Below are 15,454 nucleotides of genomic sequence, written 5' to 3' on the forward strand. Positions count from 1 at the left end.
TTTCTCTACATTGGCGTTCATGGCTCGATTGAGATTGCACGGCTGTTCATAAAGTCGATTTCCAGCATGGGCACGTCTCTTGTCGGGCGCCTTCTAGATTCTGTCGCCTGATACAGCCCACCTGCACCAGCGCGGATGAGATCGGTTGCGAAGTCGATCAGAAGGGGCATCTCCGCCGCTCTGCGGTCATGAAGCAAAGCCGCCGCTATCTCCGTTGGGGTTGAGAGGCTGGTCAATCACCTCTGAGCTCCGTGACGCACTGCTGATGCCCTGCTGATCAAATCGTCGAAGCAAGTCGCGTGCCGGATAGGCGTACCCATGGCGCTGCACCAAGCAATGCCAGCCTGCACTGGGCCCGCCGCTGGGATCACCTGTCCATCATTCTTAGGACAACGTCCGACAACCGGCATCCGTGGTCGGTTTTGTCGAGTCCGCGACATCAAGCTGTTCGGCTTGGCTGCTGCTGCACAGCCTTCCGGTCGACGAGCGAGGAGATCGCTCGCACGGCCCGGATTGCGCAACGACGCGATCAGCGCAAGGATCGGGGTGCGATCCGACAAGACCCGACGGCGCTTGCGCGCGATGATCGAAATTATCAACAAGGTCGAGCCGCGCTTCGGTTCGGCGCTGATGGCGTATGCGTTGTATCGCTCGCAGCCACTGCAAGGATTTCCGGTCAGATGGCGATGCACTCGTGCGCAGCGGTCCGGGCGACGACGAGCCTGCCTGTAGCGACGCGGTCAATTCCGGCGTGCACACCTAACCGGGCGTAGCGCTACGACGGCAAGCTCTATCGCACATAGACCTATATTTCCTCGCGAGCCGCTGTCGGAACGTGGTGCCGAGTCCTATGGCGGCCGGTTCAATCCGAGGGCCTGTCGGCACTCTATACATCCCTGTCGCTCGGACCGGGAATGCGTGGCAGACTCTCGGCCAGAAACCGCCAGTCGCTGCGCTCGCGTTCGCCTTCCTTGCGCGTGCCGAAGAACTGGATGATCATCTTGCCGTCGGCGCCATAGGCTTCAATGGACGTGACGTGACCGTCCCTCGTCGGCCTGCGCACGGCCCAGACCTCGCGGATCTGATGGGTCCTCAGATGCAGATGGAAGGTCTCGTCGAGCACATTGATCCGCGGCCCGATCTGCTTGACCGACTTGATCGGGCCGGAATGGATCTGGATGCAACCACGGTTGCCGACAAAGCACATGATAGGCATCTCGTCTTCGGCCGCCTGTTGGAACAGGGCGCCAACGGCATCATTGTTGAGCAGCCAAGCGTAATCTTCGTCGGCCATACGCATTGCCTGGCAGCGGCTGAGCTTCAGTGTCTTCAACATATGGTAGAACTGATGCACGTCGCTCAGCCGGCTCCAGTGCTCGCGTAGGTCGTCGGCCGTGGCGGCTTGGTCTGGACTCACTTCGTTATCGCGCGCACCGCCCGCTTCGACCGATATGATCGGCTCCTGGTCGGAGGATACGAGCTCTGCCGTCAGATCCTGATAGGCGTGCAGGTTCGAGGCGGGCCTGGGATGTACTTTGTGCATCGCCTCGCCGGCGGCATCAAAGAATTGCAGGCTGCGGCGGATCTCGGCTCCCTCGCGCTTCTCGACGGCGAAGCCATACGCCCACGCTTTCGGGAAGATGCGCAGGTCGATGTCGTCGCCGAGCACCATGGCATGCTGGTTGCCGGTGACCACTTTGTCGTAGACGCCGATCTTTTGGTGCACGGCACTTTCGTTGCGGGTGAGCGCCATCACCTCGCCGACCGCTTCGAGGCCCGTCAGCAGATCATCGACGCGCGGCTCGATGCGCACCGCGCCGTGACCACAATGCGCCGCGACCAATTCGGCTTCCGAAATGCCCAATCGAGCGGCGAGATCATGCTCCCGGATTTTCGGATTGTCTTTGCACGCCCGCCGGATTTCGTCGGGCGACGGTTTCTCGCGCTGGTCCATGTCTTACCCCTGCTTCCACCTACGTGTGAAGATCAGCTGCCCTGCCTGGGAATCTTCAGCCGATAAGGCGGCCGTAATGCTCGCCCCTGATCTGCTGCTGGCCCATGAACAAAGTGTCGCTGGACAGCGTGCGCACGGCGTCGCACCCGCGCGAAAACCGGCGAGCATGCACATGCCGATGGCAGCATCGCATCGAGCCGGTCGGCGGCTACTGAGCGGTGGTGAGCGAGTATGGGTGTTGTCGCAATCGGCCAGGCGGGCATTCGGATGCCACGGGCGGCGCTGCTTTGCCGAACAAGGCGTATCTGACCCGGTCCTGACATGTTGCCCCCTTGCTTCGCCCCATCCATCGCGAGGGCACCCACGGCATGATTGTGGATCGGCATGCTCTTGCCGCCTCGCCAAACGGAGCTTCAAAAACCGTGCCAATTGCGCCGAAGCAAGCTCAGAAGACGTTCTGTATTTGCTGATGTGAGTTCGACCAAGAACTCAGGCCCAACATCCCTCGTGGCGGTCCCGACAAACCCGACAGTACGTGTCGGTTGGCCGACAGCTTCGCAGCAATGCACTCACAAGAAGCACGGCAGTGTCAGAGATGCCGCGCTGTGTTGAAACGTTTCTTCGCTTTGGCACGGTGCATGCGACGTTTGGCACGGTGCATGCGACGTGATGCGCAAGCAGGTCCCGGACTGAGGAGAATGGAGCCATGATTACGCTCACCGACAACGCTGTTGCCGCCTTTAAGACTGCTCTTTCCCGCGCCAGCGAGCCGGCGGAGGGCTTTCGCATTGTGGTCGAGGCCGGCGGCTGCGCCGGCTTCAAATACTTAATGGGCCTGGAGAGCGTGCCGCGCGAGGGCGACGCGATCACTGACACAGATGGGATCAAGCTGTTCGTGGACGCGGGCTCCCAACCCCATGTAGCCGGCATGACCGTCGACTTCCTCACCGGGCTCGAATCTTCCGGTTTTGTCTTCGATAACCCCAATGCGCGCGAAAAGTGCGGCTGCGGCAAGTCCTTCAGTTAAACGCCCGAAGCGCCTGTGCGGCCGACAGACTGATTTTGCGGCAGAGGAGACTTATATGGCCGGCACAACAGATGTCCCCGTCCTAAAGAACAAGGTAAGGTCAAAGCCGATTTCGGGACAGCCATTCGCTTCCCTAGGATGCAAAGAACGTCGCCTCCCGAAACAGCTCGGTTCCTGGGGGCACCCGAGCTGCTTGCGGACAAATCGCGCCGCTGCGCCAAATTCGGCTCATCGAAGACCTTATCGCGTTCGGGCCGTCCTTACCTGCGGGCTGACGACGGGCGCTGCGAACATGTCACCGGTCTACGTCAAACACTCCGGGCGTCTGCGCGGGCTGCCAGTTCAGGCCTATTATCATCAACGGCATGCGCCAGAGGCTCCACGAGTCGGTCCGCGCCGCGTCATTCTGGTCAACTGAGGATCGCACCTATGAAGCCTGTCTACCTCGACAACAACGCAACCACACGGGTCGATCCTGCGGTCCTGCAAGCGATGTTGCCGTTTTTTAGGGATCAATTCGCCAACCCTTCGTCGGCGCACGCTCTTGGCGCCTCAGTCAGTGCGGCGGTGAGAAAGGCGCGGAGGCAGTTGCAAGCGCTGATCGGCGCGGAGTTCGACGATGAGATCACCTTCACCTCGGGTGGGACAGAAAGCGACAATGCAGCGCTTCTTTCAGCGCTCGAGGCGGCGCCCAACCGAACCGAGATCGTTACGTCCGCGGTCGAGCATCCCGCCGTGCTGACGCTTTGCGCGCATCTTGAGAAGACCCGCCGCGTCAAGGTGCACAGGATCCCGGTGGATTGCCGTGGCCGGCTCGACCTCGACGCCTATATGGCCGCCCTCACCCCACAGGTGGCAATCGTTTCCATAATGTGGGCGAACAACGAGACTGGTGTGATCTTCCCCGTGGCCAGGCTTGCCGAGTTGGCCAAGGAAGTGGGCGCCCTATTCCATACCGATGCTGTGCAGGCGGTCGGCAAGCTTCCGATGGACCTGAAGTCGACCTCAATCGACATGCTGTCGCTCTCCGGCCACAAGCTGCACGGGCCGAAAGGGATCGGTGCGCTTTTCGTAAAACGTGGCGTGAACTTCCATTCGCTGATCAAGGGGGGCCACCAAGAACACAACCGGCGTGCCGGCACCGAGAATACGCCCGGCATAGCCGGGCTCGGGACGGCGGCCGAACTCGCCTTGAAATTCATGGACGACGAGACCACACGGGTAAAGTCGCTCCGCGATCGTCTGGAGGGCGGAATCCTCCAGCGCATCCCAGGCACCTGTGTCACTGGTGATCCCCTGCAACGGTTGCCCAACACCGCAAACATCTCCTTCGAACATGTCGACAGTGATGGAATTCCACTTCTCCTCAGCCGCATTGGCATCGCGTGTTCCTCTGGCTCGGCCTGCACCTCCGGCTCTCTGGAACCAAGCCATGTCCTAAGCGCGATGAAAACGCCGCACGCGGCAGTCCGCTTCTCCTTGGCGCGGGACAACAGCGAAGAGGATATCGACCGGGTGCTCGAGGTCATGCCGGCAATCGTGGGGAAGCTGCGCAGCTTTTTCGGTTCTGGGCCGGGTAATCCGGTCTATGCGTGAGCGGCAGAAGAACAGGCTACCGGTCATGACCCGTCATGTCTCTCTCAACGATACGACATTGCGCGATGGCGAGCAGGCGCCGGGCGTCGCCTTTACCACGACGGAAAAGCTGGAGATCGCTGAGTCTCTTGCGACGGCCGGCGTGACAGAGATCGAGATCGGCACGCCGGTCATGGGCGTCGACGAGATCGAAACAATTCGCGCCGTGGTCGCGCGGCGCCTTCCGGTTCGGCTCATGGCCTGGTGCCGGATGACGTCGTTGGATCTCGATGCAGCGATCGAGAGCGGGGTCCAAGCGGTCAATTTGTCGCTGCCTGCGTCGGACATCCAACTTGCCGCCAAGCTCGGCCTCGACAAGGCGGGAGCGCTCCAGGTCATCGATGATATGGTCAGGCGCGCCGCCGCCGCCGGCTTCTTCGTCGCGGTGGGGTGCGAGGATGCCTCGCGGGCCAATCGGGATCATCTCGCCCGCGTCATCGAGACGGCCGCACGCGCCGGCGCAAGCCGCGTGAGGCTGGCCGACACAGTCGGTGTTCTCGACCCGTTTTCAACCTTCGAACTTGTTGCCCAGCTGGTGGTGCAGTCTCCAATCGACCTTGAATTTCATGCGCACAACGATCTCGGACTTGCTGGCGCCAACACGCTGGCCGCGATCCGCGCAGGCGCGCGCCATGCCTCCGTCACCGTCCTGGGGCTCGGCGAGCGTGCGGGTAATGCCGCGCTGGAAGAGGTGGCCGCCGCGATGGCGGTCTTCGGCGGCGCAGATACCGGCATCGAGCTGACCGCATTGCCCGGCCTCGCCGCCCAGGTGGCCTGGGCCGCCCGCCGGCAGACCGCGGCCACTAAGCCGGTCGTCGGCGTTGATGTTTTTACCCACGAATCCGGCATTCACGTCGCAGGGCTGCTGAAGGACTCGCGTACTTATCAGGGGCTTGATCCGGCTCTCGTGGGCCGCTGCCGGCGGATCGTCATCGGCAAGCATTCCGGCGCCACTGCGATTGCCCATGTGCTGAGCGAAAGCGGTCGCGATCTCGACCCGGATCTGGCAGCCGCGATGGTGGCCCGCGTCCGGCGCGAGGCGGCCGAGACCAAATCAACGGTCACTGCAACTCAACTGGTCGAGCTCTACGATAAAATGTGCAGCGAGGCGTCCCTCTTCGAGCTGTGCGGGTCCAGGTCAGCCGCGCGCGCGCGTGCAGAGGCCACAGTTTTGCGACCAGGGAGAATGCAATGAATTGTTCCGCTGACAGCCGCCCCATCGATGTCACAGACATCCTCGCACGACTGAAGCGCCTGTCGGCCGCGGAGGAGTTCTTCTCAGTCCTTGGCGTCTCCTATGACCCGAAGGTGCTGAATGTCTCGCGGCTCCATATAATGAAACGCGTGGGCCAATACCTTGCCGACGAAGATTTCTCCGGTCTGCCCGACCAGGTGATTGCCGCGAGGGTGCGCGCGACGCTCGAACTGGCTTACGAGGACTTTGCGATTTCCTCGCCGCTCACGCATCGGGTCTTCAAGGTGCTCAAGGACCACGATCCGAACAAACCTGCCGCGCCGGGTCACACCTTTGTCCCGTTCGACTCGGTACTGAAGCGGTTCGGACGGGAATGAGCGGCGACAAGGGTTGCGACGCGACAATGTCGAGCAGCCGACAAATCCGGTCATCACCACAGCGCCGTCAGAAGCAACCAGCCGAAGTTGTAGGAAGGGGGCAGCGCAAGAGACTTGGCACGAATTATGCGGATCAAGGAGATAACCGCAATGCCCGCACCCGGACAGGAGCCTAGAGAAACCGCCAATGCACATCGTAATCTGCATCAAGCAGGTGCCGGACTCGGCACAGATAAGGGTCCATCCGGTGACGAACACAATCATGCGCCAGGGTGTTCCGACCATCATCAACCCTTACGACCTGTTCGCCCTCGAAGAAGCGCTCAGACTGCGCGATGCCTATGGCGGCGAAGTCACTGTGCTCACCATGGGTCCGCCCATGGCAGAGGACGCGCTGCGCAAGGCGCTCGGCTACGGCGCCGACCGAGCGGTGCTCTTGACCGACCGCTATTTTGCCGGCTCCGACACGCTGGCGACCTCGTTCGCCCTTTCCCAGGCAATCGCGAAGGTCGGCGAGACGTTCGGCACGCCAGACCTCGTCTTCACCGGCAAGCAGACGATCGATGGCGACACCGCCCAGGTCGGGCCCGGCATCGCCAAGCGCCTCGGACTCCTGCAACTGACCTATGTCGCGAAGATCCCCTCTATTGACCTTGCTGCAGGCGAGATCAAGGTCGAGCGCCGCTCCGAAGGCGGCACACAGATGCTGAAGAGCAGGCTGCCTTGTCTCATCACCATGCTGGAAGGCACAAACGAGATCCGCCGGGGCTCGATCCACGACGCCTTGTGCGCCGCGCGCAGCCAGGTCTTGAAATGGAGCGCGGCCGACGCCGGCATCGAGGATCTCACCAAATGCGGCCTGCGCGGCTCACCGACGGTCGTCAAGCGTGTTTTCGCCCCTCCTGCGCGAGCTGAAAAGGCGGCACTAATCGACACCGCCGAGAAGGCCTTGCGCGATGTCGCTGACGAACTCATCACCGCAATCTTCACCCGCCAGCCGGCGCTGGAACATGAGCTCGCCTTCAACGGCGGCGCGTGACGGCAAGGAGTAAAACGATGTCGACCGCGAACCGAGAAACCCCTCGCCCTGCCGCCGGCCGCGCCGGCATAAAGAAGGAGCTGCCCGCCCATTTCAAGGACTACCGGCACGTTTGGGTTTTCATCGAGCTCGAACGCGGCCAGGTCCATCCCGTATCATTCGAACTGCTCGGCGAAGGCCGCAAATTAGCAGACAAGCTTCAGGTCCAGCTTGCAGGCGTCGTGCTCGGACCGCCTGGAGAGGCCGTCGGGAACGCCGTTGCCGAAGCATTCGCTTATGGTGCTGACCTTGTCTACATCGCCGAGGCGCCCCTGCTCGCCGACTATCGGAACGAGCCTTTCACTAAGGCGATGACGGATCTGGTCGATACCCACAAACCCGAAATCCTTCTTCTCGGTGCCACCACACTCGGCAGGGATCTTGCCGGCTCCGTGGCGACGACCTTGCAGACAGGGCTCACGGCCGACTGCACCGAACTCGATGTGGATACCGACAGTTCGCTCGCCGCCACGCGTCCGACTTTCGGCGGTTCCTTGTTGTGCACGATCTATACGCTCAATTTCCGCCCTCAGATGGCGACAGTGCGGCCAAGGGTCATGCCCATGCCGCAGCGGACGGATAAACCGGTCGGGCGTGTCATCCGGCACAAGCTCTCGCTTGCCGAGGACGAGATCGCTACCAAAGTCCTCGGCTTCCTGCCGGACAATCAGTCGGCAAAGGCAAACCTTGCCTATGCCGACGTCGTGGTTGCGGGAGGCCTTGGTCTTGGCGCGGCGGAGAACCTGCAGCTTGTGAAGAACCTCGCGCGAGCAATCGGCGCCGAGCATGGCTGTTCGCGCCCGTTAGTCCAGAAGAGCTGGATGCCAGCTGATCGGCAGATCGGCCAAACTGGCAAGACCATCCGGCCGAAGCTTTACATAGCGGCCGGGATTTCCGGCGCCGTCCAGCATCGGGTTGGCGTCGAGGGGGCGGATCTCATCGTGGCCATCAACACCGACCCGAACGCGCCGATTTTCGATTTCGCTCACCTCGGAATCGTCACCGACGCGATCCGCTTCCTGCCCGCACTGACGGAAGCCTTCACCCGGCGGCTGTCGCCCCACAGTCGCGATAAGCTTGCGAGCTAAGGGATGGACATGATCGAGGAAAACTTCGACGCCATTGTTGTTGGGGCAGGCATGTCCGGAAACGCAGCTGCTTACACCATGGCCAGCCATGGCCTAAAGGTGCTGCAGTTGGAGCGCGGTGAATATCCGGGCTCCAAGAATGTCCAAGGTGCCATCATGTACGCGAACATGCTGGAGAAGATCATCCCGGATTTCAGGGACGATGCGCCTCTCGAGCGGCATTTGGTTGAACAGCGGCTTTGGGTGATGGACGACACATCCCATACCGGGATTCACTATCGGTCGGACGATTTCAATGAGGCCAAGCCCAACCGATACACAATCATCCGTGCCCAGTTCGACAAATGGTTTTCGCGTAAGGTGCGCGAGGCCGGCGCGACGGTTCTGTGCGAGACGACCGTGACGGAGCTCATCCGTGACGCCAAGGACAGGGTGGTCGGCGTCCGCACAGATCGGGCCGGCGGAGCCATCTACGCGGACGTGGTCGTTCTCGCAGAAGGTGTCTGCGGACTGCTTGGCACGCGAGCCGGCCTGCGCCAGGTGCCGAAGCCACAAACCGTGGCGCTCGCCGTCAAGGAAATGCATTTCCTGCCCGAAGAGGTCATTGAGCAGCGGTTCGGTCTCAAGGGCGATGAAGGCTGCGTGATCGAAGCAGTGGGCACGACCTCCCGCAGCATGGCTGGGCTCGGCTTCCTCTACACCAACAAGGAGTCGATCTCACTGGGTATTGGCTGCCTCGTCTCCGATTTCGCCGCGATGGTCGAGAGCCCTTACGTCCTCCTTGATGCCTTAAAGAGCCATCCTTCGATCCGGCCGCTGATCGCCGGCTCGGAAGTGAAAGAATATTCCGCGCATCTCATTCCCGAAGGCGGCTACAAGGCTATTCCGCAGCTGTTTGGCGACGGTTGGGTCGTGGTCGGCGATGCCGCGCAACTGAACAACGCCATTCACCGCGAGGGTTCGAACCTCGCCATGACCTCCGGCCGCATCGCGGCTGAGGCAATCATCGAGGTCAACAGCCGCAACGCTCCTATGACCAAACGAAATCTCGCTCTTTACAAAGCCATGCTGGACAAGTCCTTCGTGGTCAAGGACCTAAAGAAATACAAAGATATGCCGGCCTTGCTCCACACCAATTCCTGCAATTACTTCACAACTTATCCGCGGTTGATGTCGCAAGCCGCGCAGAACTTCATGCGTGTCGACGGCACGCCGAAGATCGAGAAGGAAAAGGCGACCACGGCGGCCTTCATCAAGGCGCGCTCGCGTTGGGGGCTGGTCAGCGACGCGGTCCGCCTTGCATTGGCGTGGCGCTGAAGGGAGACGAAATGACGATCGCAGTGACAAAGTCACGTGTCGAGGACAAGCTTTACCAGAACCGCTACTTGGTGGATTCCGGCCGCGCGCATATCAAAGTGCGACCGCACGAGAGGCCAAGCGCGAACTTGCTCGCGCTTACCCACGTCTGCCCGGCGAAATGTTATGAGTTGAACGACAAAGGTCAAGTGGAGATCACTGCTGACGGCTGCATGGAGTGCGGCACCTGCCGGATTTTGTGTGAGACCAGTGGCGAGATCGAGTGGAACTATCCACGCGGCGGTTTCGGAGTCCTCTTCAAATTCGGATGACCGACGCACGCACGTATTAAGAGGGTTGATCTTGATACAGTTTAGGTCTCGCCCAACGCCAAGTCTATCTTCTTTGCTTCGATCGTCGCTTTGACGAGAGAAGCTCGTGAATACTGTGCTTTCAGAATTCAGACTCAGCTACATAAGGAGGAGCACTCTGGACGACAACCCCTGAGGTGTTTCCATGACCCACGGACCGCAAGATCGGGTCGACGAGGTTGGACCTCGGGAGACCCGCCCTGAACCGCCCATCAAAAGCATGCCCCAATCAGATATCGCGCTCAGAGGACTCTACGAGATATCGAAGGTGCTGACCGCCCCCAGCGAGCTGGAGATTACGCTCGCCAATGTCGTGAACGTCCTGCCTTCATTTCTGCAGATGCGTCACGGAGCAATCGTCGTCCTGGACGCTGAAGGAGAGCTGGAGATTGCCGCGACTGCCGGCAATACCCACGTACGTCAATCAGGCACTCGCCGCGTCATACCACAGGCCGTAACAGATCAAATCATCGCTACGGGGACGCCGCTCTTCATACCGGACGTGCGCAAGTCCCAACTATTTCAGGCTGACCTTCAAACGTCTTCGAGCATCGGAACCATCCCAATTGCCTTTATCGGTATCCCGCTAAAGGCTGATCATAAGATCCTTGGGACATTGTCGATCGACCGCGCCGGAGACGGCGCCACCGACTTTCGCGACGACGAGGACATTTATTTCCTGACGATGGTCGCCAACCTTGTCGGCCGGACCATCCGCCTCCATCGCGCCCTGAGTACAGATCGTCAGCGGTGTGGCCATGAGCAATCGGGACCGGAGAAATCGCCCAACGAGGGGAGGACCTACGACCCTGCCCGGCATGCGGATGCCAAAATCGACGGGATCATCGGGGAAAGCCCCGCACTCAAGCAGGTGCTCGAAACCGTCTCGGTCGTAGCAGGGACCAATTCCACCGTGCTTCTGCGGGGTGAAAGCGGCACCGGCAAGGAATTCTTTGCGCAGGCCATCCATAAGCTCTCACGTCGGAGGAAGAAGTCTTTCGTCAAATTGAACTGCGCCGCACTGTCTGAAAGCGTTCTGGAGTCAGAACTGTTTGGGCATGAAAAGGGCGCTTTCACGGGTGCTATCTCCCAGCGCGCCGGTCGTTTTGAATTGGCAAATGAGGGAACGCTGCTACTTGATGAAATCGGCGAGATTTCGCCGGCCTTTCAAGCCAAGCTGTTGCGTGTCTTGCAGGAAGGCGAGTTGGAGCGAGTCGGCGGCACCAAAACGCTACAGGTCGACGTGCGCCTCATATGCGCCACCAACAAGGACCTCGAGGCGGCCGTCATAAAAGGGGAGTTCAGGGCCGACCTTTATTACCGCATCAATGTCGTGCCAATTATCCTGCCTCCGCTCAGAGAGCGACCCGGCGATATTCCACGCCTTGCGAACGCCTTCCTCAACCGGTTCAACAAGGAGAACGATCGCGCACTAGCCTTCGCGGCGCCGGCGCTTGACCTGATCTCGCAATGTTACTTCCCTGGTAACGTCCGCGAGCTGGAGAACTGCGTCCAAAGGACGGCCACACTTGCGCGCTCAAGGACGATCACTCCATCCGATTTCGCCTGTAAGAAGGGCCAGTGCCTTTCCTGGCTCCTCTGGAAGCGAGCCGACCGCTCGAATGGCGGCAATGCCATCGACGGTCTCGCACGGGTCAACGCAGTGCCGGTCGGATTGCGGCTGCCGGCCAGTTGCATCGGTGCCTCCGCAGGCAAGATATCTCCCCTTACGGCCGGCGATCCGAACGATCCCGCTTGTCCCCCGCGTCTGGCGGAACGCGACCGGGTGATCGACGCGATGGACAAGGCCGGTTGGGTTCAGGCCAGGGCGGCTCGTATCCTCGGCCTCACGCCGCGGCAAGTCGGCTACGCCCTGCGCCGGCATGGTATCGTGGTGAAGAAATTCTAGACGTCGTGATGACGTCAACCGTAAGCAGCCCGGAGTGGTCTCGCTCACACTCTGCGCGCCCGAGGCTGCTAGCCTCGTGACCCTATTTGCTTGTCCACTGTCGTAAGCCCGACAAAGGTGTGTCGGAGCAATCCGAAGGAATCTGACACAACAAGCCTATTCGTGAACCGAAACAGCTCTTTGAGCTGGCATAGCTCTTGCGCTTTGAACTGCGACATCACGCAGCAACGGAGCCGTTCATGTCTGCCCCGGCAATTTCGCTTGAGAGCCTCAGCACGACATTCGGTGACCAGTTGCTTGGCACCATGAAACCCGGTGGCTGCGCGTCTTCGTCCTGCGGCTCGTCGACAAAGCCCGACGACACGGATCCGGCTGTCTGGGAGAAGATCAAGGATCACCCCTGCTTTTCAGAAGAGGCGCATCACTATTTCGCGCGCATGCACGTCGCGGTCGCGCCGGGCTGCAACATCCAGTGCAACTACTGCAATCGCAAATATGACTGCGCCAACGAAAGCCGACCTGGGGTGGCCTCTGAAAAGCTGACGCCCGACCAGGCGCTACGCAAGGCGATCGCGGTCGCCAGCGAGGTGCCGCAGCTTTCCGTGCTCGGCATCGCCGGACCGGGCGACGCCTGCTACGACTGGAAGAAGACGAAGGCGACCTTCGCCAGGGTCGCCAGGGAAATCCCAGACATCAAGTTTTGCATCTCCACGAATGGGCTCGCGCTACCGGACCATGTCGATGAGCTTGCTGACATGAATGTCGATCACGTGACGATCACCATCAACATGGTCGACCCTGAGGTCGGTGCAAAGATCTATCCTTGGATCTTTTACGACCATCGCCGCTACGTCGGCATTGAAGCCGCCCGGATCCTGCACGAGCGGCAGATGTTGGGCCTGGAGATGCTTACCGCGCGCGGCATCCTCACCAAAATCAACTCGGTGGTGATCCCGGGCGTGAACGATGAGCATCTGATCGAGGTGAATAGATGCGTCAAGGAGCGAGGCGCGTTCCTGCACAACCTCATGCCGCTGATTTCGGACCCGGCACACGGCACGCATTACGGACTGAGCGGGCAGCGCGGCCCAAACGCAATGGAGATGAAAGCTCTTCAGGATCGTGTCGAAGGCGGCGCCCAGTTGATGCGCCACTGCCGGCAGTGCCGGGCAGATGCCGTCGGCATGCTTGGAGAGGATCGTGGCCAGGAATTCACGGCCGACCGGATTCCCGGCGAGGTCACCTACGATGCCCGCAAGCGTAAGGCCTATCGGGAGCTGGTCGCGCAGGAGCGCCGTGATCACGTGGCGGCCAGAAGTGAAGCGATCGGATTGGTCAAGGCAGCGAGGCCCGGCAAATCCGTCCTCTTCGCGGTGGCGACCAAGGGCGGCGGCCGCGTCAACGAACATTTCGGCCATGCGAGGGAATTCCAGGTTTACGAAGCCTCGCCGAGAGGCATCAGCTTTGTCGGCCATCGCAAGGTCGAGCAGTATTGTCTCGGCGGCTGGAGCGCAGAGGCCACCCTCGATGGCGTCATCGCAGCGCTGGAAGGCATAGATATCGTGCTGTGCGCCAGGATTGGAAATTGCCCGCAGGATCAGCTCGCGGAGGCTGGAATCAGAGCCACCGACGCTTGCGCCCATGATTATATCGAGACGGCAATCAGCGCGATTTACACCGCCGCGTCAGGGGCCCCCGCACTCGCGGCGACGGCCTGAGCTGTCTCATCCATTCGGACCAGGAGTTAAAATGGCTTTCAAGATCATCGCATCCCAATGCACCCAATGCGGCGCCTGCGAATTCGAATGTCCTTCCGGCGCGATCAAGTTCAAAGGCGAGAGCTACGTGATCGAGTCACAGAAGTGCACCGAATGCGAGGGGGTCTTCGATGCGCAGCAATGTGCCTCGGTATGTCCGGTGCCGAAGACCTGCGTTCCTGCGTGACCACATGGGCTGCCGACATGGTTGGGGCTGCCTATGCAGGACGCCTGGAACGCCTTGTTCACAACCTGCAGCCGCAAGAGAAATCAGGGAACGGACATGTCGCTCGGACGCGAAGAGGAGATCGAAATCCGCACGCCGCCACGCTTCATGCCGGGAGAGCGGGTACGTGCCACTCGCCACATAAAGAATGACGGCACCTATCCTGGCAGGGAGATCGGCGAAAATCTCGTGCGGAAGGGCGACGAGGGATATGTGCGCGACATTGGCACCTTTCTCCAGCAGTTCTTCATCTATGCAGTCGAGTGGATCGACCGTGGCACCGTCGTCGGCATGCGAGCGCGTGAACTGATGAGCCTCGACAAAGCCGAGGCGTCCTGCAGTGCTGAAAGCAATTCCAATGAAGGGACGGCCAGATGAAAGTCATGATCCGCAGGACCGATGCTGGCTTGTCGGCGTATGTCCCGAAAAAAGACCTCGAAGAGCCGATCATCAAGCTCGAGAAGGAAGAGTTGTGGGGCGGAACGGTCACGCTCAGGAACGGGTGGCGGCTCCTCCTACCCGATCTTCCACGCGATACGCGTCTGCCGATCACTGTCGAGGCAAGGAAGGTTTCCGAAGAGGACTGATGCTGCCCCTAGGTGCGTCGCGAGGAAACGAGCATGAATACGATCCTGACATCGGACCACCTCGTCATAGTGCGGGACAGTTTTGCCGATAAGCTGCTTGACTTGGCGAAGGAAGCGCTCGCCGCCGATGAGGTGATCCCCTATCTCGGTCCGGGTCTTCTTGGGTTGAACTGTGCGGAACCGCCTGTGCCGCATACTCCGGAGGTCGTTGCCGCGGCACTCAATGCACGGGCGCCCGCCCCTTCCAGGATCCGCACCAATATGTGGTCGGTTGCGCAGTTCATCGAACAGCGCCGGCATCGCCGGACGCTTCAAGCTTGGATGACGGAGATATTCGCAGCGCCGGTGTGGCCAACCCTCCTCCACGCCTGGCTCGCAAGGCTGCCGCTCTCCCTCATCATCGACAGCTGGTATGACAGCGCGATGCGCACGGCTCTCGTGGAGACCGGCCGAACGGACGTCGTTGAGATACAAGGCGTCACGCGCGCGAACGAGATCGGCAACATTTGGACAAAAACCTACGATTTGTCCGGGAGGGAGCTCGACGCTCGATCGGGGGCAAAGACGGTCCTCTATGCACCTCACGGGAGTAGTAGGCCCTCGCAAAACTTCCTCGTCGCAGATTCCGACTATGTCGAAGTCCTGACCGAAATTGATATCCAGACACCGATCCCAGACGTGGTGAAGGAACGGCGCATCACCCGTGGATTTTTCTTCGTTGGCTGCCGCTTCAACGATCAGATGCTGCGCACCTACGCCAGACAGATCATGAAGCGCTCCCGCGGTCCCTATTGCACTGTAATGGACGCGGAAACCCTGACCAGAAACGAAGCGCGTTTCCTTGCGGCAAGCGGAATCACGGTGATCGACATGCCACTAACTCAAGCGGCGGCTCGGCTTCTGGGAACGGGCAAGGCTGCAGGTTGTGGACAGGATTAAAATGGCGGTCGCCTT

Annotated in this window: 15 protein-coding genes; 14 read left to right on the top strand and 1 reads right to left on the bottom strand. The window is 60.7% G+C overall.

All coding sequences use genetic code 11. The features are described from left to right. Positions 1–886 precede the first annotated feature (886 nt). Positions 887–1,954 (bottom strand): hemin-degrading factor, encoded by a 1,068-nt coding sequence (locus tag NKJ26_RS22890; RefSeq protein WP_352697302.1) that lies wholly within the window; start codon positions 1,952–1,954, stop codon positions 887–889. A 706-nt stretch (positions 1,955–2,660) separates the two neighbouring features. On the opposite strand from NKJ26_RS22890, the gene NKJ26_RS22895 reads away from it, so the two are divergent. The 14 genes from NKJ26_RS22895 to NKJ26_RS22960 all read left to right on the top strand — a co-directional run bounded on the left by NKJ26_RS22895 (position 2,661) and on the right by NKJ26_RS22960 (position 15,439). Beyond that, positions 2,661–2,981 (top strand): HesB/IscA family protein, encoded by a 321-nt coding sequence (locus NKJ26_RS22895; RefSeq protein ID WP_023736304.1) that lies wholly within the window; start codon positions 2,661–2,663, stop codon positions 2,979–2,981. Positions 2,982–3,410: 429 nt separating this feature from the next. Continuing rightward, positions 3,411–4,577 carry a cysteine desulfurase NifS gene (gene nifS, locus NKJ26_RS22900; RefSeq protein ID WP_023813705.1) on the top strand — a complete coding sequence of 389 codons (1,167 nt, stop codon included), beginning with the start codon at positions 3,411–3,413 and terminating at the stop codon, positions 4,575–4,577. Between the two features lie 25 nt (positions 4,578–4,602). Then, complete coding sequence (gene nifV, locus NKJ26_RS22905; protein WP_352697305.1) at positions 4,603–5,811, top strand: homocitrate synthase; 1,209 nt, start codon at positions 4,603–4,605, stop codon at positions 5,809–5,811. Continuing rightward, positions 5,808–6,188 carry a nitrogenase stabilizing/protective protein NifW gene (nifW, locus tag NKJ26_RS22910; protein ID WP_352697307.1) on the top strand — a complete coding sequence of 127 codons (381 nt, stop codon included), beginning with the start codon at positions 5,808–5,810 and terminating at the stop codon, positions 6,186–6,188. Before nifV ends, nifW begins: the two co-directional genes overlap by 4 nt. A 187-nt stretch (positions 6,189–6,375) precedes the next feature. Then, positions 6,376–7,227: an electron transfer flavoprotein subunit beta/FixA family protein gene (locus NKJ26_RS22915; RefSeq protein WP_023795975.1), complete on the top strand. Its 852-nt coding sequence runs from the start codon at positions 6,376–6,378 to the stop codon at positions 7,225–7,227. Positions 7,228–7,244: 17 nt separating this feature from the next. Continuing rightward, positions 7,245–8,354, top strand: coding sequence for an electron transfer flavoprotein subunit alpha/FixB family protein (locus tag NKJ26_RS22920; protein ID WP_023766900.1), 1,110 nt, complete (start codon positions 7,245–7,247; stop codon positions 8,352–8,354). A 9-nt stretch (positions 8,355–8,363) separates the two neighbouring features. Next, the gene (locus tag NKJ26_RS22925; protein WP_352697309.1) at positions 8,364–9,671 is read left to right on the top strand and encodes an FAD-binding protein; all 1,308 of its coding nucleotides are present in this window, start codon (positions 8,364–8,366) and stop codon (positions 9,669–9,671) included. A gap of 11 nt (positions 9,672–9,682) precedes the next feature. After that, positions 9,683–9,982 (top strand): ferredoxin family protein, encoded by a 300-nt coding sequence (locus NKJ26_RS22930; protein WP_352697311.1) that lies wholly within the window; start codon positions 9,683–9,685, stop codon positions 9,980–9,982. Between the two features lie 184 nt (positions 9,983–10,166). Next, positions 10,167–11,930: a nif-specific transcriptional activator NifA gene (gene nifA / locus NKJ26_RS22935; protein ID WP_502903176.1), complete on the top strand. Its 1,764-nt coding sequence runs from the start codon at positions 10,167–10,169 to the stop codon at positions 11,928–11,930. A 239-nt stretch (positions 11,931–12,169) separates the two neighbouring features. After that, on the top strand, positions 12,170–13,648 hold the full coding sequence (gene nifB / locus NKJ26_RS22940; RefSeq protein WP_352697313.1) for a nitrogenase cofactor biosynthesis protein NifB: 1,479 nt from the start codon (positions 12,170–12,172) through the stop codon (positions 13,646–13,648). 31 nt (positions 13,649–13,679) lie between these two features. Next, entirely contained in the window at positions 13,680–13,874 is a 195-nt protein-coding gene (locus NKJ26_RS22945) for a 4Fe-4S dicluster domain-containing protein (RefSeq protein ID WP_023672218.1), read from the top strand. A 96-nt stretch (positions 13,875–13,970) separates the two neighbouring features. Next, positions 13,971–14,291, top strand: a complete 321-nt coding sequence (locus NKJ26_RS22950; RefSeq protein ID WP_352631214.1) for a nitrogen fixation protein NifZ — start codon at positions 13,971–13,973, stop codon at positions 14,289–14,291. Then, entirely contained in the window at positions 14,288–14,500 is a 213-nt protein-coding gene (gene nifT, locus NKJ26_RS22955) for a putative nitrogen fixation protein NifT (RefSeq protein WP_023678250.1), read from the top strand. Before NKJ26_RS22950 ends, nifT begins: the two co-directional genes overlap by 4 nt. A gap of 33 nt (positions 14,501–14,533) precedes the next feature. After that, entirely contained in the window at positions 14,534–15,439 is a 906-nt protein-coding gene (locus NKJ26_RS22960) for an SIR2 family NAD-dependent protein deacylase (RefSeq protein WP_352697315.1), read from the top strand. The last annotated feature ends 15 nt before the right edge of the window (positions 15,440–15,454 follow it).

This window comes from Mesorhizobium sp. M0152 (genome assembly GCF_040322415.1).
Taxonomy (GTDB): Bacteria; Pseudomonadota; Alphaproteobacteria; order Rhizobiales; family Rhizobiaceae; genus Mesorhizobium.